Raw genomic sequence first — 25,707 nt, forward strand, 5'->3', positions numbered from 1 at the left:
TGCCCCCGGGCGGGGTTTGGGGGTTGCACCCCCAAAAGACACGAGGCGGGTGGGGTCGGCTTGCGCTTTCCGCAAGCAGACCCCACCCGCCTCAACCGCCGTACTCGTATCTACAGGTACTGACCGGTGTTCGTGGCGGTGTCGATCGCCCGCCCCGAGTCCTGGTTCTTGCCGGTGACGAGCGTGCGGATGTAGACGATCCGCTCGCCCTTCTTGCCGGAGATCCGGGCCCAGTCGTCCGGGTTGGTGGTGTTGGGCAGGTCCTCGTTCTCCGCGAACTCGTCGACGATCGCGTCCAGCAGGTGCTGCACGCGCAGGCCGGGCTGCTGGGTCTCCAGCACCGACTTGATCGCCGACTTCTTCGCCCGGTCCACGATGTTCTGGATCATCGCGCCCGAGTTGAAGTCGCGGAAGTACAGGACTTCCTTGTCCCCGTTGGCGTAGGTCACCTCGAGGAACCGGTTCTCGTCGCTCTCCTCGTACATGCGCTCGACGGTGTGCTGGATCATCGCGTCGAACGTCGCCTTGGCGTCGCCGCCGAACTCGGCGAGGTCGTCCGCGTGGATCGGCAGCCCTTCGGCCAGGTACTTGGAGAAGATGTCCTTCGCGCCTTCGGCGTCCGGACGCTCGATCTTGATCTTGACGTCGAGCCGGCCCGGCCGCAGGATCGCCGGGTCGATCATGTCTTCACGGTTGGAGGCGCCGATGACGATGACGTTCTCCAAGCCCTCGACACCGTCGATTTCCGACAGCAGCTGGGGCACGATCGTGGTCTCCACGTCGGACGACACGCCCGAGCCACGGGTCCGGAAGATCGAGTCCATCTCGTCGAAGAACACGATCACCGGGGTACCCTCGGAGGCCTTCTCCCGAGCCCGCTGGAAGATCAGGCGGATGTGCCGCTCGGTCTCCCCGACGAACTTGTTGAGCAGCTCGGGACCCTTGATGTTCAGGAAGTAGGACTTCCCGTCCTCGTTGTCGCCCCGCGCCGCCGCCACCTTCTTGGCCAGCGAGTTCGCCACCGCCTTGGCGATGAGCGTCTTGCCGCAGCCCGGCGGGCCGTAGAGCAGGACACCCTTTGGCGGCCGCAGCTGGTACTCCTGGTACAGGTCCGCGTGCAGGAACGGCAGTTCCACGGCGTCCCTGATCTGCTCGATCTGCCGGGTGAGGCCGCCGATGTCCTCGTAACGGACGTCCGGCACCTCCTCCAGCACCAGGTCCTCGACCTCCGCCTTCGGCACGCGCTCGTACGCGTAGCCGGCCTTGGAGTCGACCAGAAGCGAGTCGCCCGGCTTGAGCGGCTGCTCGGCCAGCAGGTCGGAGAGCAGGACCACCCGCTCCTCGTCCGCGTGCCCGACCACCAGCGCGCGAAGGCTGCCGCCCTCGACGTCGGCGGCGAGCACCTCACGCAGCGCGCACACCTCGCCGGTGCGTTCGAAGCCGCCGGCCTCGACCACGGTGAGCGCTTCGTTGAGCCGCAGCGCCTGGCCGCGACGCAACGACGAGAGCTCGACCGCGGGTGAGACCGACACCCGCATCTTCCGGCCGGCCGTGAAGACGTCCACCGTGTTGTCCTCGTACGCCTCGACGAAGACGCCGTACCCGGACGGTGGCTGGGCCAGCCGGTCGACCTCCTCGCGGAGTGCGAGGAGCTGTCCTCGCGCTTCGCGCAGGGTTTCGACCAGCTTGGTGTTGCGTTCGGTGAGCTGGCTCACCCGTTCCGAGGCCTCGGCGAGCCGCTGTTCGAGAACTCGGTTCTGCCTTGGCGAGTCGGTCAGTTTGCGGCGCAGCAGCGCCACTTCCTCCTCGAGAAAACGGATCTGCCGAGCCTGCTCGTCCGCCGTCGTCCCAGCTCCGGATGTTGCTGAAGGGTCGGCCTCCTCGCGCCGACCTCCGGGAAGGTCATGATGCATCGGGCACCTCCTCGGAGTGCTTTTCATTCCACGGTACCGGCGATCACCGACAAGAAAAGGCCTTTCCGCATCACAAGATCGGCGCGTCGCGGTTTCCACACCACCCCCAGCACGGACATTCCCGCAGCGCAAGAGGCCATTTCGGTGCCGTAGCGCTGCTGCGCGACGGGTCCGACCGGGCCGGGGTGAAGCAAGCACGACGGGAGTACCCCGCCCCCAGGACACCCAACCGCGCCGAAGCGGGGAGATTCCGGCCAGTTCCGCCCTAACCGCGCGGCGGCCCAGCCCGGTGGCTAGCATCGGGCCGACGCCGGCCGCCGGATGGCCGTGTCTCGAAGGACGCTAGGGGGCACCACTCATGACCTACCCGCCGCAGCAACCGGGCGGCTACGGGCAGCAGCCCGGGCCGTACGGCCGGCCCCAGCAGCCGGGCGGTCACCCCCAGAGCGGAGCCCAGCCTCAGCCGGGCTACGGCGGCACCCAGCAGTTCGGTCAGCCCGACCCCTACGGCGGCACCCAGCAGTTCGGTCAGCCCGGTCCCTACGGCGGGCCCCAGCAGGGCGGCTACCCGCCGCAGACGGGCCCGCAGCCCCAGCAGGGCCACCCCCAGTACGGCCAGCAGGACCCGTGGGGCCAGCAGCAGGGCTTCGGCGGTAACGACCCGTACGGAGGCGGTGGCTTCGGCGACGCGCCCCCGCCCAAGAAGAAGAAAACCGGGCTCATCGTCGGCATCGCGATCGGCGCGGTGGTCCTCGTCGGCGGCGGCGTGACCGCGCTGGTGCTCGCCCTGAACGGCGACGACGGCAACACCGCGGCGCCGGCCGCGAACAGCAGCTCCCCGGCGCCGACGTCCGCGCCGAAGACGTCACCCTCGAAGCCCAAGACCACCTCGCCGACGAGCCCTTCGACGAAGAGCACCAAGCCCGGCTCCGGCCCCGCCCCCGGCGGCAAGCCGAGCTCGCAGGAGCTGTTCGACTCGGTCGTCGACGCCTACAACACCAAGAACGCCAAGAACCTCGACGCCACCGTCTGCCGCAGCGTCCACAAGGACGGCTCGGTCGGCGAGGTCACCGGCGAGATCTCGGTCAAACTGGACGGCGCGCCCCAGGACGCCGGCACCACCTCCACCGTGCACTGGACCAACAGCGTGAACGGCCAGACCAGCACCGGGGTGTTCACCGGCAGGAACGAATCCGGTCTCTGGTGCCTCATCGACGTCAAAAAGGACCCGAAGTGACCGTCCGGCGGTGAACCGCGCGCTCGCCGCCGGGCTGGTCCTGCTCGGCGTGGCCGTCGCGGGCGTGGTGCTGGGACTGGTGCTCATCGCACCCTCCGGCTCCCCGCCCGCTTCGTCGAGCCCGTCACCCCGGCCGGCCCGCCCGCCGACGTCCGCCCCGCCGGACGCGGTGGACACGGCCGCGGTGAACGTCCTGGCCAAGGCGATCGTCGAGGCGATCGCCCGGCACGACTCGGCGGCGTTCGGCAAGCTGACCTGCCGCCCGCAGAGCGCCGAGGCCCTCGCCGGGCTCCAGCGGACGTGGGACGCGGCGGGCCCGGTCACGGCGACCCTGCCCCAGCTCCCGGTCGTGCGCGGCGAGTCGGCGACGGCGGTGGTGCACGTCGAGGCGGCGGGCGGGACCAAGGACACGCCCTTCCCCCTGCACAAGGAGAACGGCCGCTGGTGCGTGCCCGGCTAGCCGCAGTGCCGTGTAGTTGGCTGCGGCAGCGAGCTGTCAAGCTGCCCGATTAGCCCGATTGGCCCGATTGGCCCGGTTTCAGGGGCTCGCCCACAGCCGTGAATGGCTCATTGAGGGACATAGCGTCCCTCAATGAGCCATTCACGGCCTTCCGTGGACCGCTTGCGCGGCAGAGGAATCCTTAACTACCCGGCCTTGGGGCTAGCCGGGCGGGGTGAACCCCGCCGGCCGGCGGGTGGCGCCGTCGGCCGGCACTCCGTCGAGCCGCGCGCCCGTCACGAGGTCAGCCCTTGCCCTTACTCGGCCGGCGGGACACCCGCGGCGACACGGTCCCGTCCGCCAGCCGCCGGGCGGTGAGCAGGAACGCCGTGTGCGCCACCATCCGGTGGTCCGGGCGGACCGCCAGGCCGACCACGTGCCACGGGCGCATCAGCGTCTCCCACGACTCCGGCTCGGTCCAGCACTGCTGCTCGCGCAGTGACTCGGTGACACGGGAAAGCTGCGTGACCGTCGCGACGTAGACCGTCAGCACGCCGCCCGGCACCAGGTGGGCAGCCACGTTCGGCAGCTGGTCCCACGGGGCCAGCATGTCCAGCACGACCCGGTCGACCTCGCCATCGTGCGAGGCCAGGTCGGCGACCGTCAGCGACCAGTTCGCCGGCTTCTCGCCGAAGAACTTCACCACGTTGTGCTCGGCGTGCACCGCGTGGTCGTCGCGGATCTCGTACGAGTGCACGTGCCCGGCCGGGCCGACCGCGCGCAGCAGCGAACAGGTCAGCGCGCCGGAGCCGGCGCCAGCCTCGAGGACGCGCGCGCCCGGGAAGATGTCGCCCCACATCACGATCTGCGCGGCGTCCTTCGGGTAGATCACCTGCGCGCCGCGGGGCATCGAAAGCACGTAGTCCGGCAGCAGCGGGCGCAGCGCCAGGTACGTCGAGCCGCCCGCGGACGTGACCACCGACCCCTCGGGACGGCCGATCAGGTCGTCGTGGGCGAGCGCGCCGCGGTGGGTGTGGTACTCACCGCCGTCGGCCAGCGTCAGGGTGTAGTGCCGCCCCTTCGAGTCGGTCAACTGCACCCGATCACCCGCGCGAAACGGTCCGCTGACCGACAACACTTCCTCCTGCTGTAACCCGTTTGGCCGACGCCAGATCTTCGCAGGCCGCGCGGGCCGGGGGCTCAGCGGGTACGGCGGTTCAGCGCGGCCCGCAGGTCGTCCCGGCGCAGCACACCCGCCGGGCGGCCCTCGTCGTCGACCACGAGGAACTGCCACGCGGGGGTCTCGCGGACCCGCTCGACGACGTCCTCCCCCGGCTCGGACGCCAGGAGCACGGTCTCGGCCCGGATCGGCTCGGCCGCCAGCTCCGCCGGCGCGTGCGGTGACGACCTCGCGAGCCGCTCCGCCGCGCCTTCGTCCAGCAGACCGGCCGCCACGCCGTCGGCGCGGACGAGCACCACGCCCCGGCCGGCCGACGCGGCCAGCGCGTCCGACACCGGGCTCTCGGCCGGGAGCTGCAGCACCGGCCGGACCAGCTCGCCGAGGACGAGGCCCTCCGGCCAGGCGCGGCGCGTCTCCGCGGCCAGCTCCGACCGCGCCCCGAGGATCACGAACCACGCCGTGACGACGCAGACGCCCAGCCGCAGCCACCGGTCGGGGCTCGCGGTCGCCAGGCCCCACAGCGCCCAGACGAGCAGCCCCGCGGCGACGACCGCGCCGCCGGCGACCGCGGCGCGCGTGCCCTTCGCGCGGGTGCCGGTCGCCGCCCAGACACCGGCGCGGACCAGCCGCCCGCCGTCCAGGGGCAGGCCGGGCAGCAGGTTGAACACGCCGACGGCGAGGTTGGCCACCGCGCACTCCGCCACCAGGAGCCACACCGCGCCGTCCGGGGGCACGGCGAACATCAGGAGGCCGCAGAAGCCGCCCAGCAGCAGCGAGACCACGGGGCCGGCCGCCGCGACCAGGCCTTCGTCGCCGGGGCGCTTGGGCGTCCTGGCCACTTCCGACAGGCCGCCGAGGAGGAACAGCCGCAGCCGCCGCACCGGGATCCCCAACCGCAGCGCGACCAGGCAGTGGCCGAGCTCGTGGGCGAGCACCGACAGCCCCAGCAACACCGCGAAGGCGCCGGCGAGCAGCCACGACGTCGCGGTCGAGGCGTCCGGGAGCAGTCGCCCGACCAGCGGCGCGTACAGCACGACGACGATCAGCGAACCGATCCACCAGGACGGCGCCAGCAGCACCGGCACTCCGGCGACCCGGAACAGCACGAGGCCGCCGTCCGGCAGGACGGCCTGCCGGCGGCCCCCGGTGCCCTGTTCACTGGTCGCGGCCATGCCGAGAGCCTAGAGCCCCGGGTGTGGGGGGCGGGTGATCCGGGCCCGGCAGTGTCGCTCCCGGACGACACGCGTACCCGGACAGCCGGCTCGCGTACCTGGACAGGCGGCTCGGCGCCGGTGCCCAGCCGACGCCCTGAGCACGCCAACCGACCCTCTGGGTATGCGAGCCGACTCCCCGGGTACGCGAGCCGACCGTCCGGGTACGGGCGCCAGGCGTTGCGGTCGCCGGAACTGTCGGACCCCGGCGTTACGCTCTGCCCATGCCCGACCCCGACACCGTCACCACGGACCCGCTCACCGCCTGCGCCGTCACCACCGAGGTGCGCCGGCGGCCCGCGTTGTCGCCGTCACGGGCCAGCGACTTCAAGCAGTGCCCGCTGCTCTACCGGTTCCGCGCGGTCGACCGGCTGCCGGAGGTGCCGACCAAGGCCCAGCTGCGCGGCACGCTCGTCCACTCGGTGCTGGAGCGGCTGTTCGCGCTGCCCGCCGTCGAACGCGTGCCACCGCGGGCGCGGGAGCTGCTGGGTCCGGCGTGGACGGACCTGTCCGCGGACCGTCCGGAATGGACGGAGCTGTTCGACGGCGAAAAGCCCGACGACCACGCGGAATGGCTGCAGTCGGCGGAGAAGCTGCTGGACGCCTACTTCGAGCTGGAGGACCCGCGCCGGCTCGAACCGGAGGCGTGCGAGCTGCACGTCGAGATCGAGCTCGGCTCCGGCGTCCTGCTGCGCGGCTACATCGACCGGGTCGACGTCGCGCCGACCGGTGAGATCCGGGTCGTCGACTACAAGACCGGGGCCGCGCCGCGCGAGATCGGCGAGGCCAAGGCGATGTTCCAGATGAAGTTCTACGCCGTGGTGCTGTGGCGGCTGCGCGGGATCGTGCCGCGCCAGCTCAAGCTCATGTACCTGACCGACGGCCAGTCGCTCGCCTACACCCCGGACGAGGCCGAGCTGGTGCGGTTCGAGCGCACCCTGGAAGCCATCTGGCAGGCCATCCTCAAAGCGGGGAAGACCGGCGATTTCCGGCCGAACAAGAGCAAGCTCTGCAACTGGTGCGACCACCAGGCGCACTGCCCCGAGTACGGCGGCACGCCGCCGGCGTACCCGGGCTGGCCGGAGCCCGACGCGGGCGACGAGACCCCGCTGGACCGGGCCGACTGATGGCCGACGCGTTCTACGTCCCGCTGGGTGACGGCCGGTTCTCCGCGACCGGGCACACGGCCGGGCCGTGGTCCTCGGACGCGCAGCACTTCGGCCCGCCGTCGGCGTTGCTCGTCCGGTCTCTCGAAAACGTCGAATCCGCCCACCCGGCGGAGCTCGCGCGGGTGACCGTGGAGATCCTCGGCCCGGCGCCGCTCGCCGAGCTCGCGGTGCGGGCCCGGGTGGAGCGGCCCGGCCGGTCGGTGGAGCTGCTGCAGGCGGAGCTGGCGAGCGCGGACCGCGTCGTGGCGCGGGCGTCGGCGTGGCGCATCGCGACGGCCGACACGGCGGCGGTCGGCACCGACGCCGGCCCGCTGCTGCCGACACCGGACAGCGTCGACGAGTCGCCGTGGCCGGAGGGCTGGCAGAGCGGCTACCTCGACGCCGTCGAGTGGCGCGCGGTCCGCGGCGGCATGGACGTGCCCGGCCCGGCGGCGGTGTGGGCCCGCCAGCGCGTCCCCCTCGTCGACGGCGAGGAGCCGAGCGGGCTGCAGCGGCTGTTCACGGTCGCCGACGCCGGCAACGGCGTGTCGAACTACCTCGATCCGCGGCAGTGGTGGTTCATCAACGCGGAGCTGACCGTCCACCTGCGGCGGATGCCGTCCGGCGAGTGGATCGGCCTGGACGCGGTGACGCTGGTGGGGCGCAGCGGCATCGGCACGGCGACGAGCATCCTGCACGACGCCGGGGGCCCGGTGGCCGTCGGCGCGCAGGCGCTGATGGTCCGGCCGCGACAGGCCGGGGGCGGATAGCCACCCACAACGGGCCCGGATCCAATAACCTTCGCGGAACGACCGACTTGAGGAGCGCTCCGGCATGCAGATCACCTCGGTGGTCAACCAGAAAGGCGGGGTCGGCAAGACCTCACTGAGCGTCGGCACCGCGGCCGCACTGGCCGAGCGCGGCCGGCGGGTGCTGCTGGTCGACCTCGACCCGCAGGGACACGCGACGACCGAGATGCTCGGGTTGTCCGAGGTGCCCGCGGACCAGCCGAGCCTGGCGAAGGCACTGGCCAAGACGTGGAAGGGCGCGATCGAGGACCTCGTCGTCCGGCACCCGCGCAGCAACCTCGGCCGCGGCGGCGCGCTGGACGTCGTGCCGACGTCACCGGGGATGTTCGACCTGATCCGGCGGCTCGACTCGTTCCGCGTGCCCGGCTGGCAGCTGGCGCGGGTCATCCAGTTCGCCAACTACGACCACTGCGTCATCGACTGCCCGCCGGCGCTGGACGTGCTGACGAACAACGCGCTGGCGGCGTCGCACGGCATCCTGGTGCCGGTGCAGCCGGACAAGACCAGCATCCGCGCGCTGCGGCTGCTGGCCGACCAGGTCCGGTACGTCGAGCAGACCGTCGGGCGGCAGCCGATGACGTGGTTCGGCCTGGTCCCGAGCCTGTACCGGCGGCCGATCTCGCACTACGCGGCCGCGGCGCTGCAGGAGATGTACGAGTTCGGCATCCCGATGCTGTCGCACCTGCCGCTGGGCGTGGTGATGAACGAGGCGGCGGCGCACGGCGTCCCGGTGACGACGTACGCCCCGGAAACCCTGCAGGCCCTGTCGTTCCGCGAGATCGCGACGGTGCTGGACAGTCACCTGGAGCAGAACCACGCCCCGGCGGTGATCCCGGCGGACGAGGAGTTCGTCTTCGAGGACTTCATCTCGGAGGTCGCGGTGGCGCGCAACGTCAACGACAACGGCGCCCGCAAGGGCCTGTACGACCTGCTGCCGAAGAAACCGCACCGGCCCCGCTGAAGGTCCGCCGCGGCCGGTCGTGAGTGAGAAACAGCGTTCTCACTCACGACAGCCGGTCTACAGGCGGCAGGAGCGGATGTCCGACGCCAGGATCGCCTTCGTGCCGACCTCGGCCAGCTCGTCCATGATCCGGTTGACCTCCTTGCGCGGCACCATCGCCCGCACCGCCACCCAGTCTTCGTGGGCGAGCGGGGCCACCGTCGGCGACTCCAGGCCCGGCGTGATCGCGATCGCGCGCTCGAGGAGCGGCCGCGGGCAGTCGTAGTCCAGCATCATGTACTGCTGCGCGAACACCACGCCGCGCAGGCGGGCGGCCAGCTGTGACTTCGGCTTGCTCTCGCCGGTGCCCTTCCGCTGCAGCAGCACCGCTTCCGACACGCAGATCGGGTCGCCGAAGGCGACCAGGTTGTGCTGGCGCAACGACCGGCCGGACTCGACCACGTCGGCGATCGCGTCCGCGACGCCGAGCTGGATCGAGATCTCCACCGCGCCGTCGAGGCGAATCACCTCGGCCTCGACGCCGTGGCGGGCGAGGTCGTCGCGGACGAGCCGCGGGTACGACGTGGCGAGCCGCTTGCCGTGCAGGTCCGCCGGCTTCCAGTCCCGGCCGGCCGGAGCGGCGTAGCGGAACGTCGAGCCGCCGAAGCCGAGCGCCTGGATCTCCTCCACCGGGGCACCGGAGTCGAGCGCGAGGTCACGGCCGGTGATGCCCAGGTCGAGGTCGCCGGAGCCGACGTAGATCGCGATGTCCTTGGGCCGCAGGAAGAAGAACTCGACCTCGTTCACCGGGTCGAGCACCGTCAGGTCGCGCTGGTCATGCCGCTTGCGGTAGCCCGCCTCGCCGAGCATCTCCGTCGCCGCGGCGGCGAGGGCTCCCTTGTTCGGCACGGCAACACGCAGCATTTCGCTTTTCTCCTCGTTCAGCGGGCGGTGTCCATCGCGCGACCCGTCACAGGTAGCGGTAGACGTCCTCGGTCGACAGGCCACGGCCGAGCATCAGCACCTGCACCCGGTACAGCAGCTGGGAGATCTCCTCGGCGAGGCGCTCGTCGGACTCGTGCTCGGCGGCGATCCACACCTCGCCGGCTTCCTCGAGCACCTTCTTGCCCTGGGCGTGCACCCCCGCGTCGAGGGCGACGACGGTGCCGGACCCGTCGGGACGGGTACGCGCGCGCTCGGCAAGCTCCGCGAACAGCTCATCGAAGGTCTTCACGGTCTGCAGATCCTTCCACCCCGGGTCCGGCCCCGTCGCCCCGGGCCGGTCCGGATGCCGCCGATCTCACACCATTGTGGACGCCGGCTCCCAACGGGTGGAATCAGAAGAGCGCGCCCTGCTCGAAGTCCAGCAGGTACCGCTTGCATTCGAGGCCGCCGCCGTAGCCGGTCAGCGAGCCGTCGGAACCGACCACGCGGTGGCACGGGACGATGATGCCGATCGGGTTCTTGCCGTTGGCCAAGCCGACCGCACGCGACGCCGAGGGCTTGCCGAGGCGGTCGGCGAGCTGCCCGTAGGAGATCGTCGTGCCGTAGGGGATCTTCCGCAGCTCCGCCCAGACCAGCTGCTGGAACGGCGTGCCCGCGAAGGCGAGCGGAACCTCGAACTCGTGCCTCTGCCCGGCGAAGTACTCCTTGAGCTCGGCCTCGGCCCGGGCGAAGATCGCCGCGCCGGGGTCCGGCTCGCCGAAGGTCTGCTGCTCCGGGCGGTGGCGCTGGTCGACCATGTACAGGCCGCGGAGCGCACCGCCCTCGGCGACGAGCGTGAGCGGCCCGCAGGGGCTGTCCACCACGGTGTGGGTCCGGTCGATCATGGTTCTCCTGTCGAGATGAAGGGTCGGTTCGCGTACCTGGAGGGTCGGTTCAGGCGGCGGGCATGCGGTTGATCGCGTGGTCACCGGTGGCCCACAGGTGCTGGGTGGCGTAGGCGCGCCACGGCCGCCACGCCCCGGACCGGGCGACGACGGCGGCCTGCCCGCCGAGGCCGAGCACTCCGGCGGCGTACTTGATGCCGAGGTCGGTGGGGAGGAACGCGTCGGGGTCGCCGAGGGCCCGCATCGCGATGCTTTCGACCGTCCACGGCCCGAAGCCGGGCAACGCGCTCAGCGCGGCCCGTGTCCCGGCCCAGTCGCTGCCGGCGCCGAGGTCGAGGCCGCCGCTCAGGGCTTCGACCAGGGCCAGCAGCGTCCGGCGGCGGCTGCGCGGCATGGCCAAGGTCTCGGGATCCAGCGAGGCCAGGGCCTCGGGGGACGGAAACAGGTGCGTCAGGCCACCTTCGGGGTCGTCGACCGGCTCGCCGTGCGCGACGACGAGCCGGGCCGCGTGGGTCCGCGCGGCCGCCGTCGAGACCTGCTGCCCGAGCACCGCCCGCACGGCGAACTCGGCGCCGTCGACCGTGCGCGGGACCCGGCGCCCCGGCGCGGCCGCCACCAGCGGCGCGAGCAGCGGGTCGGTGGCGAGCTGGTCGTCGACGGCGACCGGATCGGCGTCGAGGTCCAGCAGGCGGCGGCACCGGCTGATGGCGGCCGGCAGGTCCCGGAGGTCGGCCAGGGTGAGCCGGCAGGCGATGTGGCCGTCTTCCGGCCGCAGCGTGACGACGCCGTGGCCGTGCGGCAACCGCAGGGTCCGCCGGTAGGCGCCGTCGCGCCACTCCTCCACGCCCGGCACACCGGTCGCCACCAGGTGCCCGAACAGGTTGTCCGGGCACAGCGGCTTCCGGTAGGGCAGCCGCAGGACGATCGCCCCGGCCGCGGCCGAGGGAGTGCCCTTCGCGCGGCTGCGCAGCTCCGTCGGCGAGAGCGCGAACACCTCGCGGACGGTGTCGTTGAAGGTCCGGATGCTGCCGAACCCGGCGGCCAGCGCCAGCTCGGTCATCGGCAGGGTGGTCGTCTCGATCAGGGTCCGCGCGGTCTGCGCGCGCTGGGCACGCGCCAGGGCCAGCGGCCCGGCGCCCAGTTCCGCGAGCACCTGCCGCTCGATCTGCCGGACGCTGTAGCCGAGGCGGGCGGCGAGGCCGCGGACGCCCTCGGTGTCGACGACGCCGTCGGCGATCAGCCGCATCGCCCGCGCGACGAGGTCGGCGCGCTCGTTCCACAGCGGCGAGCCGGGGCTGGCGTCGGGGCGGCAGCGCTTGCAAGCCCGGAACCCGGCCTGCTGGGCGGCCGCCGCGCTCGGGTAGAACCGCATGTTCCGCCGCTTGGGCGGCACCACCGGGCAGCTGGGCCGGCAGTAGATCCGGGTTGTCGCGACCGCCGTGTAGAACCACCCGTCGAACCGGGCGTCCTTCGCCTGCACGGCCCGCACGCACCGCTCGAAGTCTTCATGCACCGCGTCAGCATCGCGGATCCGGCGGGGCCGGGCTAGCGGAAATGCGACATGGTGGTGCTCAGCCCAGCAGGGCCGCCAGCGCCTGCACGTCGACGCCGACGAGGGAGTCGCGGAACACGCGCCGCTCGCCCGCCTCGACGGGGACGTCGTTGGGGATGACCAGCACCGTGCAGCCCGCGGCGACCGCCGACGCCGTGCCCGGCGGCGAGTCCTCGACCGCGACACAGCGCGCCGGCGCGACGCCCAGCAGTTCCGCCGCCTTGAGGTACGGGCGCGGGTGGGGTTTGTTGAACCCCTCGACCTCGTCGCCGCAGACGGTGACGTCGAAGAAGCCGCGGCCGATCGTGTTCAGCGCCAGTTCGGTCAGGTCCCGCTCGGTCGAGGTGACCAGCGCCGAACGCAGGCCCGCCTCGCGCACCGCGGCCAGTGCCTCGCGGGCGCCGGGGCGCCACGGCAGCTCGTCGTCGAACAGCCCGGCCGTGCGACGGCGGATCTCCGCTCCCGTCGACGCGACCGACGCCGGGTCGACATCGAGTCCGACGACCTCGAGCAGGTACGCCGACGTGTCGTCCATGTTGGACCCGACGAGGGTCATCCGCTGCTCTTCGGAAAGCTTGCCGCCGAGCCACTCCGCCGTCTCGTACAGGGCGATGTCCCACAGCTTCTCGGAATCGACCAGCGTGCCGTCCATATCCCACAACACGGCGTCGAGACCGTCCACAGTGGATCCCCTCCAGGTCAGGTGTTGAAGTACTTCGCTTCCGGGTGGTGGCAGACGATCGCGTCGGTCGACTGCTCGGGGTGCAGCTGGTACTCCTCGGACAGCTTCACGCCGATCCGGCCCGGCTCGAGCAGCGCGACGATCTTCGCCCGGTCCTCGAGATCGGGACAGGCGCCGTAGCCCAGTGAGAACCTCGCCCCACGGTAGCCGAGCTTGAAGAACTCCTCGACGTCGTCCGGGTCCTCTGAGGCGACCGCCACACCGCCGGGGAAGGTCAGCTCCTGCCGGATGCGGCAGTGCCAGTACTCGGCCAGCGCCTCGGTGAGCTGGACGCCGAGGCCGTGGACCTCGAGGTAGTCGCGGTAGGCGTCGGCGGCGAACAGCTCGTTCGCGTAGTCGGCGATGGGCTGGCCCATCGTCACCACCGTGAACGGCACTACGTCGACGTCGCCCGTTTCGCGCGGGCGGTAGAAGTCGGCCAGGCAGAGCCGCCGGTCGCGGCGCTGCCGCGGGAAGGTGAAGCGCAGCCGCTCGGGGGCGTCCGGTTCCGGCTCCGTGAGCACGACCAGGTCCTCGCCCTCGGCGACGCACGGGAAGTAGCCGTAGACGACCGCCGCGTGGGCCAGGACGCCGTCCGCGGTCAGCCGGTCGAGCCAGTACCGCAGCCGCGGCCGTCCTTCGGATTCCACCAGGTCGTCGTAAGTCGGCCCGGCGCCGCCGCGCGCGCCCTTGAGACCCCACTGCCCCATGAACGTCGCGCGCTCGTCGAGCATCGCGGCGTAGTCCGCGACCGGGATTCCCTTGACGACGCGGGAACCCCAGAACGGCGGGGACGGCAGCGGGACGTCGGTGGCGACGTCCGAGCGCGCGGGCGGCGGGCCTTCGAGGGCTTCCGCCGACGCCTGGCGGGCCTTGCGCGCTTCGGCGATCCGCAGCGAGCGCTCCCGGCGTGCCCTGCGCTCCCGGCGTTTCTCCTCCGCGTCGGCGTCGACCAGCGGCGATTCGCCGCGCTTGGCGGCCATGATCGCGTCCATCAGCCGCAGCCCCTCGAACGCGTCCCGCGCGTAGCGGACGTCGCCGAGGTAGAGCTCCGAGAGGTCGTTCTCCACATAGGACCGGGTCAGCGCCGCGCCGCCGAGCAGCACCGGCCACCGCGCGTGAACGCCCCGGGAGTTCATCTCCTGGAGGTTCTCCTTCATGATCACGGTGGACTTCACCAGCAGCCCGGACATCCCGATCGCGTCGGCGCCGTGTTCGTCCGCCGCGTCGAGGATGGTCGTGATCGGCTGCTTGATGCCGAGGTTGACCATCTCGTAGCCGTTGTTGGACAGGATGATGTCGACCAGGTTCTTGCCGATGTCGTGGACGTCGCCGCGCACGGTGGCCAGCACGATCCGGCCCTTGCCCGAGTCGTCGCCGGACTCCATGTGCGGTTCGAGGTGCGCGACGGCGGCCTTCATCGCCTCGGCGGACTGGAGCACGAACGGCAGCTGCATCTGCCCGGACCCGAACAGCTCGCCGACCGTCTTCATCCCGGACAGCAGCGTGTCGTTGATGATTTCCAGGGCGGGCCGCTGCTCCAGCGCCGCGTCGAGGTCGTCGGCGAGGCCGTTGCGCTCGCCGTCGACGATCCGCCGTTCGAGCCGTTCGAACAGCGGCAGCGCGGCCAGCTCCTCCGCGCGGGAGGCTCTCGTCGACGCCGTGCTCACGCCCTCGAACAGCGCCATCAGCTCCTGCAGCGGGTCGTAACCCTCGCGGCGGCGGTCGTAGACGAGGTCGAGGGCCACCGCGCGCTGGTCGTCCGGGATCCGCGCCATCGGCAGGATCTTCGACGCGTGCACGATCGCGGTGTCCAGCCCGGCCTGGACGCACTCGTGCAGGAACACCGAGTTCAGCACCTGCCGCGCGGCCGGGTTGAGCCCGAAGGAGATGTTCGACAGCCCGAGTGTCGTCTGGACCTCGGGGTGGCGCCGCTTGATCTCGCGGATCGCTTCGATCGTTTCGATCCCGTCGCGGCGCGACTCCTCCTGGCCGGTGGCGATGGTGAAGGTGAGCGCGTCGATGATGACGTCGGACGGCCGCAGCCCCCAGTTCCCGGTGATGTCCTCGATCAGCCGGGTCGCGATGCCGGCCTTCTTGGCGGCGGTGCGAGCTTGGCCTTCTTCGTCGATGGTGAGGGCGACGACGGCGGCGCCGTACTCGCTGACCAGTTCCATGACCTGGTTGAATCGCGATTCCGGCCCGTCGCCGTCCTCGTAGTTGACGGAGTTGACCGCGCACCGGCCGCCGAGCCGCTCCAGCCCGGCCCGCAGCACCGGGACCTCGGTGGAGTCGAGCATGATCGGCAGCGTCGACGCCGTCGCGAGCCGCCCGGCCAGCTCGGCCATGTCCGCCGTGCCGTCCCGGCCGACGTAGTCGACGCAGAGGTCGAGCAGGTGCGCGCCGTCGCGGGTCTGCTCGCGGGCGATCTCGACGCAGTCGTCCCAGCGGCCCTCGAGCATCGCGGTACGGAACGCCTTCGAGCCGTTGGCGTTGGTCCGCTCGCCGATCATCAGCACGCTGGCGTCCTGCTTGAACGGCACCGCCTGGTACAGCGACGACACGCCGGGCTCGGGCCGCGGCCGCCGCGGGACCGGCGCCGTCTCCGCCACGGCGGTAGCGAGCTGCCGGATGTGCTCGTCGGTGGTGCCGCAGCACCCGCCGACCAGGCCGACGCCGAACTCGCGCACGAACCCGGTGAGCGCCTCGACCAGCGCTTCCGGGCCGAGCGGGTAGACCGCGCCGTCCGGCCCCAGTTCCGGCAGGCCGGCGTTCGGCATCACCGACAGCGGCACCCGCGCGTGCTTGGCCAGCTGCCGCAGGTGCTCGCTCATCTCGGCCGGGCCGGTCGCGCAGTTGAGCCCGATGACGTCGATGCCGAGCGGCTCCAGCGCGGCCAGTGCCGCCCCGACCTCGGTGCCGAGCAGCATGGTGCCGGTGGTCTCGACGGTGATCGAGGCGAGGATCGGCACGCGCCTGCCCTCGGCGGCCATCGCGCGCTTCGCGCCGATGATCGACGCCTTGGTCTGCAGGATGTCCTGGGTGGTCTCGACGATCACCGCGTCGGCGCCGCCGGCCAGCAGGCCGCGGACCTCTTCGCGGTAGGCGTCGCGGAGCGTGGTGAACGGCGCGTGCCCGAGCGTCGGCAGCTTCGTGCCCGGGCCGACCGACCCGAGCACGAACCGCGGGCGGCCCGGCGTCGCGAACTCGTCGGCGGTCTCTCGGGCCAGCCGCGCGCCGGCTTCGGCCAGCTCGAAGATCCGCTCGGCGATGTCGTACTCGGCGAAGTTGGCGAAATTCGCCCCGAAAGTGTTGGTTTCGACCGCGTCGGCGCCGGCCTCCAAGTACCCGCGGTGGACCGAGCGGACCACGTCCGGCCGGGTGACATTGAGGATCTCGTTGCAGCCCTCGAGACCGGCGAAGTCGTCCAGGCTCAGGTCGTGGGCCTGCAGCGCGGTGCCCATCGCCCCGTCGGCCACCAGCACGCGCGAGCGAAGGGCGTCGACGAACGGTGACGACAGGCGATCGGACATGCTGAACAGCGTAAGGCCGGTGGTCGTAGGCTGGTCCGGTGAGTGAGCCCGTCGACGAGACCCCGCGGCCGCCTGGCGACCGCCCCGAACCCTCCCGGCCGCTGATGGTGGTCGCCTTCGAAGGCTGGAACGACGCAGGTGACGCGGCCAGCCGGGCGGTCGAGCACCTGCAGCTGAACTGGGACGCCACACCACTGGCCGAACTGGAGCCCGACGACTACTACGACTTCCAGGTCAGCCGCCCGACCGTCCGGATGGTGGACGGTGTCACTCGACGGGTGGACTGGCCGACGACGACGCTGTCGGTGTGCCGTCCGGACGGGTTCGACCGCGACGTCGTCCTCGTGCAGGGTCCCGAGCCGAACATGCGCTGGCGCGCGTTCTGCGCCGAGCTGCTGGGGCACATCCAGCAGCTGGACGTCGCGACCGTGGTCACCCTGGGCGCGCTGCTCGCCGACACCGCGCACACGCGGCCGGTCCCGGTCACCGGGACGGCGTACGACAAGGACACCGCGTCGCTGTACGGGCTCGACCTGAACAACTACCAGGGCCCGACCGGCATCGTCGGGATCCTGCAGGACTACTGCGTGCAGGCGGGCATCCCGGCGGTGTCGATCTGGGCCGCGGTGCCGCACTACGTGTCGCACCCGCCGTCCCCGAAGGCGACGCTGGCGCTGCTGCACAAGCTGGAGGACATCCTCGACGTCGAGATCCCGCTGGGCGCGCTGCCGGAGCAGTCCGAGGAGTGGCAGCGGACGGTCAGTGAGATGGCCGACGAGGACGAGGAGATCAGCGAGTACGTCCGCAGCCTCGAAGAACGCGGCGACGCGCAGACCGAAGTCGCGGAACAGGACGTCAGCGGCGACAAGATCGCCGCCGAGTTCGAGCGCTACCTCCGCCGCCGCGGCCGAGGCGGCCAGGAGGGCTTCGGCCTGCGCTGAGTCACTCCAACTACTGAGTCACTTCCAGCTGGTGGCGAACGCCCGCGCGGGGTTCGCCACCAGCATCGCCGTGACGACGTCGCCGCCGAGCAGCTTCGCCAGGCGGGGTGCCAACGTCGTGAGCAGGTAGGACGGGCCCGGCTGGTGGAGGGCGGTGGCGGTGGTCGTGTCGCCGCCGAGCAGGATCTGCCCGCCGTGGCCCGCTCCGACCAGGGCTTCCAGGCCGTCGAAGAGCCGCCAATCGGTCGCGTGATTGGCCCGCGACGGGCCGTCGAAGCCGAGGAAGACGCCGGTTTCGGCGATCTCCCGCTGGATCCGGACGTCCGGATTGCGGTTGAGGTGCCCGAGGATCACCTGGTCCGGTGGCACGTCGAGCTTTCCGCACAGCAGCTCGACCGTCTCCAAGGCCGCGGTGCCGAGTTCGAGGTGCACCGCGATCGGCCCGCCCGTCTCCTGGTGGGCGACCGCCGCGGCGGTCATCGTCAGCCGGGCGTGGGAGTCGATCGTGTGGAACGCGCCGGCCACCTTGACCAGCCCGGCACGGGGGCCGGTCCGCGGCTCGTCCGGCAGGTCCGCGGGCTGCGTGCCCTCGGTCAGGTCGGCGACGAACTCCCGCACCAGGCCGTCGATGACGCGGTCGAGGATGGCCGGCGCGTAGTGCTCCGCGCGGTGCAGGCCGGTGGCCGCGACCACGTGCGCGCCGATCTCGTTCGAAATCCAGGCGAGTTCCCGGGTTCGCCGCGTCAGGCCGTACGGCGTCCACTGAACGAGGGCCGAGCCGCCTGCCGCCTTGAAGTGGAGGAGCGCCTCCGCGGCAGCGGTCGGGTCGTCCAGTTCCTGGCCGGACAGCAGCTTCGAGGCGAAGAAGAGGTGGTCGTGCGAGTTCGTCACGCCGAGTTCGGCCGGATCGATGTCACCCAGCACCGTGCGGACCTTGGGTTCCCCAGTCACGATCGCGATTGTAACGCCTCACCCGTTACGATGGCGAGGTGTCCGAAGACTTCCGCCTCGACATGGGGGCGCCCTGGCTGAACCTGCTCGCCACTCGCGGCCGCCACTTCGGGCCGCAGCCGATCGAGCGGATCGCGACGCCTGCGCGGCTACGAGACTGGCTGGCGCTGTCCGAGCTGACCCCGCTCGCCGCGGTCACGGACGCCGACCTCGACCTGGCCCGCGAACTCCGCGAGACGCTGCGCCCCTTGGCCCTGGGCGCCGTCGACGGAGTCGCCCCCCGAGCGGAGCAGGTCCGGGCGCTCACGGCGTTCCTCGAGCCCGAGCCGGTCCACCTGGCCGCGCTCGACCGGCTGCACCGCAGTGCCCCGCCCACGGCGTCGGCCGCGTTCGCCCGCCTCGCGCACCAGGCGGCCGACTGGCTCACCGGCCCCTTGCGGCACGACCTGCGTGCCTGCCCGGAGCAGGACTGCCGCGGCGTCTTCGCCGACCCCGGCGGCCGGCGCCGCTGGTGTCCGTCCCCCGCCTGCGCCAGCCGCGGCCGGGTGCGCGCGCTCAGGGAGCGGCGGCGCGCCGAGTCGTGAACGTCAGGACGGCCACAGGATTCGGCGCATCGCCACCGCGCCGCGCGCCCGCTTCCGCCACTCGCGCGGGTAGCCCAGCGAAACCTCTTCGAAGCGGACGCCGTCGGCCTCGGTGGTCCGCGGGATGTGCAGGTGGCCGTAGACGGCGATCTCCGCGCGGTAGCGGATGTGCCAGTCCTCGGTCTTCGTGGTGCCGCACCACAGCGCGAACTCCGGCCAGTACAGCGGCGCGGTCGGGTGCCGGTGCAGCGGCCAGTGCGACATCAGGATGGTGCCGTGGTCGGCGGGGATCGCGTCGAGGCGCTCGGTGCTGAGCTTGAGCCGGTCCTCGCACCACGCCTGCCGGCTGGGATACGGGTCCGGGTGCAGGAAGTACTCGTCCGTGCAGACCACCCCGGCCTCCCGGGCCTGCCGCAGGGCTTCCTCGAGCGACTCGCCCTCGGCCTGCGGCGTCCGCCAGCTGTAGTCGTAGAGCAGGAACAGCGGCGCGAGCGTCAGCGGCCGCGGGCCGTGCCGCCAGACGGGGAACTCGTCCTCCGGCGTCAGCACGTCGATCTCACGGCACCGCTCGACGAGGTACTCGTAGCGGGCCTGGCCCCGGAGCTGGCATTCGTCGTTCTTCGTCGTCCACAGTTCGTGGTTGCCCGGCACCCAGACGACCTTCGCGAACCGGTCGCGCAGGGTCTTCAGCGTCCCGATCGTCGCTTCGGCCAGCTCGGCGACGTCGCCGGCGACGAGCAGCCAGTCTTCGGGTGTTTCCGGGACGACCGAGTCGAGGATCGGGCCGTTGCCCTCATGGGTCACGTGGAGGTCGCTCGTGGCGAAGAGGTGCGGCACCCCTCCACCGTAACCACCGCGGCCGGGGAGGCTACGCGAAACCTGCGGATCGCTTCGCGCTGGGCCGGACTCAGGCGGTCCGGTCTCGCCGCGACGGTGACCGTCCCGGCTCCGGTGTCGTCGAGGGCGAGGGGATCGGCGATGGCCGGCCGGCGCCGGATCGCGTCCAGGGCTGCCTCCGCCCGGTCCCGGGTCCAGCCGAGCGCGGTGGCCAGCCCGTCCGGGGTCAGTGGCCGTCCGGCGTGCACCAGCGCGGCGACCACGGTCAAGGCGTCGTACCCGGCGGCCTCCGCCAGGGTGCTGCCGCCCATCTGCTCGCTGAGCCGTCCGAAGAACCGGCCCATGCTCGCGAGCCGGGTGCCGGCGGTCGTGTCCGGCCCGAAGAGCCCGATGCCCCGCTGCGCGACGGCCGCGATCCGGCCGTGGGCTCCGGTGTCGGCCTGCCACGCCCGGAGCCAGACGTCGTCGTCGATCGTGTAGCGCTCGCGGCGCCCGCCCGGGTCCGGCCGGCGCACGACCAGCTCCATGGCTTCGAGGGCGCCGATGGCCTTGGACACCGACGCGGGGCTGACCTGCAGCAGCGCCACCAGGCCGGCCGCGGTCAGCCCGGCGGCGTCGGCGGTGAGCAGGCTGACGAACACGCGGGCGGTCATCCGGGGCAGGCCGGTCGTGGCCAGCAGGGCCGCGAACTCGTCGACGAAGCCGCGCACCAGGCCGGCGGGCCGCTCGGGCGCCTTTGGCGGCCGGCGGCGACGGGCGCGGTGGACGGCGGCCTCCTGCGCGTGGCCGGGCCGGTACTCGCCGGATGTGCTGTTGCGGGCCACCTCCCGGCTGATCGTGGACGTCGGGCGGCCGAGCCGCCGTCCGATCTCGGCGTACCCGAGCCCGTCGGCGAGCCAGCCCGCGATGCGGCGGCGGTCCCCCAGGGTCAGCCTGCCTCCGGGCACCGGATCCCCCTCCTGTGCGTTCATCGACACCACAGTGCAACGCCTCGTTGCGTTCGTCGTCAGCTCCGTTGCAATGATTTGCCTTTATAGCAGGATTTCAAGCAGCACTACGTTGAGGCGGGCTGAAACGCAACGTAGCTTTTCCCCATGAGGAAAGAGAAGACGCACACGCTGGCCATCTCGGCTGTCGCGGACGAGAGCAAGTTCTGGAACGCCTTGAAGAAGGCTCACGGCCGGCTGCCCGCGGGCGCCGTGTGGAAGCTGGCGGTCGCGAGCCAGGACGGCACGCGGGCGGTCAACGTCATCGCCCACGACTCCGTCGACGCCGTCCGGGAGTTCTTCGAGACCCACGTCGGCGCCCACGCCACGACGGAGTACTTCGAAGCGGACGCCGCGAACGCGGTGGGGCTCGCCCGATGAAGATCCGGGATCGGGTGTCGGCTCTGCTGGCCGAGTACGGCATCCCGAGCGCCGCGGTCGGGGTGCTCCGCGACGGCGTGATCACCGAGTTCGCCGTCGGCGTCAAGAACGTCGAAACCGCCGAACCGGCGACCACGGAAACGGTCTACCAGTGCGGTTCCATGACGAAGACGTGGACCGCGCTGGCCTTCCTGCAACTGGTCGACGAGGGCAAGGCCGACCTGGACGAGCCGATCCGGACCTACCTGCCCGAGTTCGCGGTGGCCGATCCGGAGACGACCGCGAAGCTCACCGCCCGGCACCTGCTCAACCACACCAACGGCATCGAAGAAGCCTTCGGCGACCCCGGCGAAGACGACGACATCCACGAGCGCATGGTCGAAAACATCGCCGTCGCACCCCAGGTGTTCCCGCTGGGCCACACCCACGGCTACAGCGCGGCGCTGGGCTACGCGATCCTCGCACGGATCATGGAGGTCCTGGACGGGAAGGGCTGGGACGACGTGATGCGCGACCGTCTCTTCACCCCCCTGGGCCTGAGTGGCACGAACAGCCGTCCCGGCCAGGTGGACGAGACCCGCGCCGCGACCGGGCACCTGATCCGCTCCCTGGCCGAAGGTCCCGTCGTCACGCCGATGGACTACCTGCCCCGGGCGTTCGGCCCCGGAGGCGGCATCACGTCGACGGTCCGGGACGTGCTCACGCTGGCCCAGGTCCTGCTCGACGGGGGGATCGCGCCGGACGGCACGCGGATCGTGTCGGCCCGGAGCGTCCGGGAGATGATGCGGTCCCGCGTGCCGATCCCGGACCCGTACATGTTCGGGCCGGAGTGGGCGCTCGGCCTGATCGTCTGTGACTGGCACGGCGAAACCGTGTACGCCACCGACGGCAGCACGATCGGCCAGAACGCCCGCCTGCGGATCCTGCCGGATGCGAACACCGCCGTCGTCGTGCTGACGAACGGCGGCCCGCGGGAAAGCTTCGCGCGCAAGGTGTTCCGCGAGATCCTGGGCACCGTCCCGGAACTGCCGAAGCCGGACCCGGACCTGAAGCTCGACCTGTCGAGGTACGAAGGCGTGTACGAGCGGCCCGGCACCCGGTACGAGGTGTCAGCCGACGGCGGGGCCCTGCACCTGACGCTGGACCTCGACCCGATGCAGGCCGAGTTCCTGGGGAAGCCCGCCCGCCTGCGGTACGAGTTGCTGCCGGTGAGCCCGACGCACTTCCTGATGCCCTCGGCGGATCCCCTGGAAGACACCCAGACGGTCGCGATCTACGACTTCACCGACGGGGCCGCCCGGTACCTCCACACCAACTGCCGGGTGCACCCCCGGCGCGGCAGCAGCATCAGGACGCCGGCGAGCACGTAGACGCCGGCCTGGACGTTCAGCAGGACGGCGGGCCCGGTCGTCGCGACCAGGGTGCCGGCCAGCAACGCACCGACGGTGGTGAAGGTGGCGACGACGGCGAACGTCGTGCTCAGCACGCGCCCAGCGCGCTCGGGCGCGACCGCGCTCTGGATCTCCGACAGCACCCCGGCGCCGACGACGACGCCCGGTGCGCCCACCAGGACGAACAGCCCGACGTACACGCCCAGCGCCGTCGTCACCAGTGCCAGGTTCCAGATCACTGCGGACAGCAGGCCCAGCACGAGCGACCCCCAGCCGAGCAGCGCGGCCGGCGCCACCCGCCGCGCCACGGTGGCCAGCGCGAACCCGGCGGCCAGCCCGCCGAGCGCCTGCACGCCCCGCAGCAGGCCCGCGTCGGCTTCGCTGCCGCCGAGCACATCCAGGACGTACACCACGAACAACACCAGGAACATGCCCTGCGCCAGCGAGGTGAACACCAGGCCGAGCCCGGTGCGCCACAGGCGCCGGTTGTGCGTCAGCTCCCGCAGGCCGGCCAGCCAGGCCCGCACGACCGGTTCCCGCACGGGGGACAGCACCGGGGCGGGCGCGGCCACCCGGCGGAACGGCTTCGCCAGCAGCGCCGCCGCCACCGCGAGCACGCCGCCTGCGGGTTTGTCAAGGAACTGCGCTATCGTTCGCGGGGGAGTCACTGCGCGAAGCAGTGACTGCGTGCTTACCCGACGTCATCACCCGACCTTGGACGGACGTTGCCCGACCAGCGCGAACTCGCCACCGCCGCCGCCCTCGCCCTCCCCCGGTTCGTGGGCTCGACCGCGCTCTTCCACGCGGCGGTCGCCGAACGGATGGACGTCACCCCCACCGAGCTGCACTGCCTCCACCTGCTCCACGGCGGCGTCAGCGACTCCCCGACCGAACTCGCCCGCCTGCTCGGGATGACGACGGGCGCGTTCACCCGGCTGCTCGACCGGATGGAGCGGCACCGGCTCGCCGAGCGCGCCCCGGACCCCGCCGACCGGCGCCGGCTGGTCGTCCGGCCGCTGCCGGACCGAATGGCGGAGCTCGCCGACCTGTACGCGCCGATGGCCCGGTTCGTCGGCGAGCGGCTCGCCCGCCTGGACCGCCGTCAGCTGACGGCCCTGCTCGAGTTCCTCACCGACGGCACCGCGGCGGCGGAACGGTCGACCACACGGCTGCCGGATGTGACCCAGGCCATAACCGATTGACTAACTCTACTGATGTTGCGTTAACCTGGTTCCACTATGAGGAACTGAACCGCGCCCATCCCGCTTCCGAGGCGGCCCCCGGTCGAGCCTGACGCTCCCGGCGGCCACGACGCCCGGCGGGATTTCCGCTTTCTTCCCCCAGGGCTCGGTGATCGCACATGTCTCCCCTTTTTCCGTTGCAGGCCAAGGACGTCGTCTTCGGCTACGGCACCCGCGTGGTGCTCGACGGCGTCTCGCTGACCGCGTCGGCCGGCCAACGGCTCGGGCTGGTCGGCGAGAACGGCAGCGGCAAGTCCACCCTGCTGCGCCTGCTCGCCGGGCTCGACGAACCGCGCTCCGGCGAGGTGCTCCGCGGCCCGGACGTCGGGTTCCTCCTTCAGGAGCTGCCGTTCCCGATGGACGCGACGTTCGGCGACGTCCTCGACGACGCGCTCGCCGAGATCCGGGTCGCCGCGGCCCGGCTCGACGAGCTGACCACGGCGATGACCGACCGGCCCGACGACGCGGCGGTGCTCGACGAGTACGGCCGCGTGCTGGAGTGGGCCCAGGTCCACGACCTGTGGGACGCCGACCGCCGCGCCAAGCTCGTCTGCGACGGGCTCGGCCTCGGCGGCGTCGAACCGGACCGGCGGCTCGGCACGCTGTCCGGCGGACAGCGGTCGCGGATCGGCCTGGCCGCGCTGCTGATCCGCCGGCCGGAGACGCTGCTGCTGGACGAGCCGACCAACCACCTCGACGACGCCGCGATGGCGTTCCTGGAACGCCACCTCACCGAGCTGACCGGGATCGTGGTGCTGTCTTCGCACGACCGGGTGTTCCTCGACGCGGTCTGCACCGACATCGTCGACCTCGACCCGGCCGCGGCCGACCGGCAGGCCGGCGGCGCGGTCCGCTACGGCGGCAGTTACTCCGACTACCTCGGGCACAAGAAGGCCGAACGGGCGCGCTGGGAACAGCGCTACACCGAGGAGCAGGAAGAACTGAAGGAGCTGCGGGAGACCGTCGCGGTCACCGCGCGGAACGTCGCCTACGGCCGCGGCCCGCGGGACAACGACAAGTTCATCCACCACTTCAAGGGCGCGCGCGTCCAGAAGACGATCTCGCGGCGGGTGCGCGACGCCGAGCAGCGGCTCGAGAACCTGGAGCGCGACCAGGTGCGCAAGCCTCCGGCGCCGCTGCGGTTCCGGGCGGCGCTCACCGGCCGCGCCACGAGCGACGGACCGGCGATCTCGGTGCGCTCCCTGGAAGTTCCGGGCCGGCTGCGGCTGCCCAGGCTCGACGTCGGCGCGTCAGACCGGCTGCTCGTCACCGGTGGAAACGGCGCCGGGAAGTCGACGTTGCTGTCGGTGCTGGCCGGGCGGCTGGCGCCGGCCGGCGGAACCGTCCACTGCGGACCCGGGGTGCGGGTCGGCCTGCTGGAGCAGGACGTCGCGTTCCCGGACCCGGCGCGGACCGCGCACCGGGTGTACCGGGACGCGCTCGGCGAGGACGCTCCTTCGCTGAGTCAGCTCGGGCTGCTGGCTTCGCGCGACGTCCGGCTGCCGGTCGGCGCGCTCTCGGTGGGCCAGCGGCGCCGGCTGGCGCTGGCGATCCTGCTCGCGGAGCCGCCGGACGTGCTGCTGCTCGACGAGCCGACGAACCACATTTCGCTGACCCTGGCGGAAGAACTGTTCGCCGCATTGGAAACGGCGCCGGGCGCCGTCGTCATCGCGTCCCACGACCGGCGGCTGCGCCGCGACTGGGCGGGCGACCACCTGGAGCTGGCCGCGGGCCAGCCCGTGGCCGCATAGGCCGTTATACACCCGGGAAAAGCCGTGAATGTCGCATGTGTCGAGGTAGTGCGTGCCGCTGCGGAGGCACGCTTCGACGACTTCGTGGCCGTACTCGCTGAACGGCCCGACGGTGTTGCAGACGACGCTCGC

Annotated in this window: 23 protein-coding genes and 2 pseudogenes; 11 read left to right on the plus strand and 14 right to left on the minus strand. The window is 72.0% G+C overall.

The genetic code is table 11. The features are described 5' to 3' along the window. Positions 1-110: 110 nt before the first annotated feature. Positions 111-1,913: a proteasome ATPase gene (gene arc / locus AB0M82_RS40080; protein WP_155544114.1), complete on the minus strand. Its 1,803-nt coding sequence runs from the start codon at positions 1,911-1,913 to the stop codon at positions 111-113. A gap of 358 nt (positions 1,914-2,271) precedes the next feature. Between arc and AB0M82_RS40085 the strand changes: the two genes are divergently transcribed. Continuing rightward, positions 2,272-3,150 (plus strand): hypothetical protein, encoded by an 879-nt coding sequence (locus tag AB0M82_RS40085; RefSeq protein ID WP_364733881.1) that lies wholly within the window; start codon positions 2,272-2,274, stop codon positions 3,148-3,150. 10 nt (positions 3,151-3,160) lie between these two features. Beyond that, positions 3,161-3,610, plus strand: a complete 450-nt coding sequence (locus AB0M82_RS40090) for a hypothetical protein (protein ID WP_364733884.1) — start codon at positions 3,161-3,163, stop codon at positions 3,608-3,610. 283 nt (positions 3,611-3,893) lie between these two features. On the opposite strand, the gene AB0M82_RS40095 is transcribed toward AB0M82_RS40090, so the two are convergent. Continuing rightward, positions 3,894-4,724: a tRNA (adenine-N1)-methyltransferase gene (locus tag AB0M82_RS40095; protein ID WP_364733886.1), complete on the minus strand. Its 831-nt coding sequence runs from the start codon at positions 4,722-4,724 to the stop codon at positions 3,894-3,896. Positions 4,725-4,789: 65 nt separating this feature from the next. Beyond that, positions 4,790-5,941, minus strand: a complete 1,152-nt coding sequence (locus tag AB0M82_RS40100; protein WP_364733889.1) for a M50 family metallopeptidase — start codon at positions 5,939-5,941, stop codon at positions 4,790-4,792. A gap of 263 nt (positions 5,942-6,204) precedes the next feature. Here AB0M82_RS40100 and AB0M82_RS40105 point away from each other — a divergent pair, with 263 nt between their 5' ends. From AB0M82_RS40105 to AB0M82_RS40115, 3 genes are all read left to right on the plus strand, one after another. Beyond that, positions 6,205-7,107, plus strand: coding sequence for a RecB family exonuclease (locus AB0M82_RS40105; RefSeq protein WP_364733891.1), 903 nt, complete (start codon positions 6,205-6,207; stop codon positions 7,105-7,107). Continuing rightward, the gene (locus tag AB0M82_RS40110) at positions 7,107-7,898 is read left to right on the plus strand and encodes a thioesterase family protein (RefSeq protein ID WP_364733894.1); all 792 of its coding nucleotides are present in this window, start codon (positions 7,107-7,109) and stop codon (positions 7,896-7,898) included. The genes AB0M82_RS40105 and AB0M82_RS40110 overlap by 1 nt, the downstream gene beginning before the upstream one ends. A 64-nt stretch (positions 7,899-7,962) precedes the next feature. Next, on the plus strand, positions 7,963-8,898 hold the full coding sequence (locus tag AB0M82_RS40115) for a ParA family protein (protein WP_364733896.1): 936 nt from the start codon (positions 7,963-7,965) through the stop codon (positions 8,896-8,898). Between the two features lie 57 nt (positions 8,899-8,955). On the opposite strand, the gene hisG is transcribed toward AB0M82_RS40115, so the two are convergent. The 6 genes from hisG to metH all read right to left on the minus strand — a co-directional run bounded on the left by hisG (position 8,956) and on the right by metH (position 16,512). Then, positions 8,956-9,801 (minus strand): ATP phosphoribosyltransferase, encoded by an 846-nt coding sequence (gene hisG, locus AB0M82_RS40120; RefSeq protein ID WP_364733899.1) that lies wholly within the window; start codon positions 9,799-9,801, stop codon positions 8,956-8,958. Between the two features lie 46 nt (positions 9,802-9,847). Continuing rightward, entirely contained in the window at positions 9,848-10,111 is a 264-nt protein-coding gene (locus AB0M82_RS40125) for a phosphoribosyl-ATP diphosphatase (RefSeq protein ID WP_013226745.1), read from the minus strand. Positions 10,112-10,214: 103 nt separating this feature from the next. Continuing rightward, positions 10,215-10,706 carry a methylated-DNA--[protein]-cysteine S-methyltransferase gene (locus tag AB0M82_RS40130; protein ID WP_364733902.1) on the minus strand — a complete coding sequence of 164 codons (492 nt, stop codon included), beginning with the start codon at positions 10,704-10,706 and terminating at the stop codon, positions 10,215-10,217. Positions 10,707-10,755: 49 nt separating this feature from the next. Continuing rightward, entirely contained in the window at positions 10,756-12,219 is a 1,464-nt protein-coding gene (locus AB0M82_RS40135) for an AlkA N-terminal domain-containing protein (protein WP_364733904.1), read from the minus strand. Positions 12,220-12,277: 58 nt separating this feature from the next. Next, entirely contained in the window at positions 12,278-12,940 is a 663-nt protein-coding gene (locus AB0M82_RS40140; protein WP_364733906.1) for an HAD family phosphatase, read from the minus strand. Between the two features lie 17 nt (positions 12,941-12,957). After that, entirely contained in the window at positions 12,958-16,512 is a 3,555-nt protein-coding gene (gene metH / locus AB0M82_RS40145) for a methionine synthase (RefSeq protein WP_364733909.1), read from the minus strand. A gap of 38 nt (positions 16,513-16,550) precedes the next feature. Between metH and AB0M82_RS40150 the strand changes: the two genes are divergently transcribed. Further along, entirely contained in the window at positions 16,551-17,453 is a 903-nt protein-coding gene (locus AB0M82_RS40150) for a PAC2 family protein (RefSeq protein ID WP_364733912.1), read from the plus strand. An 18-nt stretch (positions 17,454-17,471) separates the two neighbouring features. Here the strand turns inward: AB0M82_RS40150 and AB0M82_RS40155 are convergent, their stop codons facing one another. Next, positions 17,472-18,404 (minus strand): phosphotriesterase, encoded by a 933-nt coding sequence (locus AB0M82_RS40155; RefSeq protein WP_364733915.1) that lies wholly within the window; start codon positions 18,402-18,404, stop codon positions 17,472-17,474. Positions 18,405-18,442: 38 nt separating this feature from the next. Between AB0M82_RS40155 and AB0M82_RS40160 the strand changes: the two genes are divergently transcribed. Further along, a complete protein-coding gene (locus AB0M82_RS40160) occupies positions 18,443-18,988 on the plus strand; it encodes a CGNR zinc finger domain-containing protein (RefSeq protein WP_364733917.1) in 546 nt (181 codons plus the stop codon). 3 nt (positions 18,989-18,991) lie between these two features. Here the strand turns inward: AB0M82_RS40160 and AB0M82_RS40165 are convergent, their stop codons facing one another. The 3 genes and pseudogenes from AB0M82_RS40165 to AB0M82_RS40175 all read right to left on the minus strand — a co-directional run. After that, positions 18,992-19,825, minus strand: coding sequence for a metallophosphoesterase (locus AB0M82_RS40165; protein WP_364733920.1), 834 nt, complete (start codon positions 19,823-19,825; stop codon positions 18,992-18,994). Beyond that, positions 19,789-20,478, minus strand: a complete 690-nt coding sequence (locus AB0M82_RS40170) for a MarR family transcriptional regulator (protein ID WP_364733937.1) — start codon at positions 20,476-20,478, stop codon at positions 19,789-19,791. Before AB0M82_RS40170 ends, AB0M82_RS40165 begins: the two co-directional genes overlap by 37 nt. Before the next feature lie 138 nt (positions 20,479-20,616). Continuing rightward, positions 20,617-20,796: pseudogene (locus tag AB0M82_RS40175) on the minus strand (helix-turn-helix domain-containing protein); the annotation flags it as partial. A 123-nt stretch (positions 20,797-20,919) separates the two neighbouring features. Between AB0M82_RS40175 and AB0M82_RS40180 the strand changes: the two are divergent. Continuing rightward, on the plus strand, positions 20,920-21,192 hold the full coding sequence (locus AB0M82_RS40180; RefSeq protein ID WP_364733923.1) for a hypothetical protein: 273 nt from the start codon (positions 20,920-20,922) through the stop codon (positions 21,190-21,192). After that, positions 21,189-22,562: a serine hydrolase gene (locus AB0M82_RS40185; protein WP_364733926.1), complete on the plus strand. Its 1,374-nt coding sequence runs from the start codon at positions 21,189-21,191 to the stop codon at positions 22,560-22,562. The genes AB0M82_RS40180 and AB0M82_RS40185 overlap by 4 nt, the downstream gene beginning before the upstream one ends. Here the strand turns inward: AB0M82_RS40185 and AB0M82_RS40190 are convergent. Further along, a pseudogene (locus AB0M82_RS40190) lies at positions 22,466-23,200 on the minus strand (MFS transporter); the annotation flags it as partial. The gene AB0M82_RS40185 and the pseudogene AB0M82_RS40190 overlap by 97 nt on opposite strands. A 108-nt stretch (positions 23,201-23,308) precedes the next feature. Between AB0M82_RS40190 and AB0M82_RS40195 the strand changes: the two are divergent. Then, positions 23,309-23,785: a MarR family transcriptional regulator gene (locus AB0M82_RS40195; protein ID WP_364733928.1), complete on the plus strand. Its 477-nt coding sequence runs from the start codon at positions 23,309-23,311 to the stop codon at positions 23,783-23,785. A 158-nt stretch (positions 23,786-23,943) separates the two neighbouring features. Then, a complete protein-coding gene (locus tag AB0M82_RS40200; RefSeq protein WP_364733931.1) occupies positions 23,944-25,575 on the plus strand; it encodes an ABC-F family ATP-binding cassette domain-containing protein in 1,632 nt (543 codons plus the stop codon). Positions 25,576-25,707 lie beyond the last annotated feature (132 nt).

The organism is Amycolatopsis sp. NPDC051128 (assembly GCF_040682715.1).
Lineage (GTDB): Bacteria > Actinomycetota > Actinomycetes > Mycobacteriales > Pseudonocardiaceae > Amycolatopsis.

Coding starts and splice junctions, on each gene's coding strand:
- arc (WP_155544114.1), bottom strand. CDS start 1,913: ATGCATCATGACCTTCCCGGAGGTCGGCGCGAGGAGGCCGACCCTTCA.
- AB0M82_RS40085 (WP_364733881.1), top strand. CDS start 2,272: ATGACCTACCCGCCGCAGCAACCGGGCGGCTACGGGCAGCAGCCCGGG.
- AB0M82_RS40100 (WP_364733889.1), bottom strand. CDS start 5,941: ATGGCCGCGACCAGTGAACAGGGCACCGGGGGCCGCCGGCAGGCCGTC.
- AB0M82_RS40105 (WP_364733891.1), top strand. CDS start 6,205: ATGCCCGACCCCGACACCGTCACCACGGACCCGCTCACCGCCTGCGCC.
- AB0M82_RS40110 (WP_364733894.1), top strand. CDS start 7,107: ATGGCCGACGCGTTCTACGTCCCGCTGGGTGACGGCCGGTTCTCCGCG.
- AB0M82_RS40115 (WP_364733896.1), top strand. CDS start 7,963: ATGCAGATCACCTCGGTGGTCAACCAGAAAGGCGGGGTCGGCAAGACC.
- hisG (WP_364733899.1), bottom strand. CDS start 9,801: ATGCTGCGTGTTGCCGTGCCGAACAAGGGAGCCCTCGCCGCCGCGGCG.
- AB0M82_RS40130 (WP_364733902.1), bottom strand. CDS start 10,706: ATGATCGACCGGACCCACACCGTGGTGGACAGCCCCTGCGGGCCGCTC.
- metH (WP_364733909.1), bottom strand. CDS start 16,512: ATGTCCGATCGCCTGTCGTCACCGTTCGTCGACGCCCTTCGCTCGCGC.
- AB0M82_RS40170 (WP_364733937.1), bottom strand. CDS start 20,478: ATGACCGCCCGCGTGTTCGTCAGCCTGCTCACCGCCGACGCCGCCGGG.
- AB0M82_RS40180 (WP_364733923.1), top strand. CDS start 20,920: ATGAGGAAAGAGAAGACGCACACGCTGGCCATCTCGGCTGTCGCGGAC.
- AB0M82_RS40185 (WP_364733926.1), top strand. CDS start 21,189: ATGAAGATCCGGGATCGGGTGTCGGCTCTGCTGGCCGAGTACGGCATC.
- AB0M82_RS40200 (WP_364733931.1), top strand. CDS start 23,944: ATGTCTCCCCTTTTTCCGTTGCAGGCCAAGGACGTCGTCTTCGGCTAC.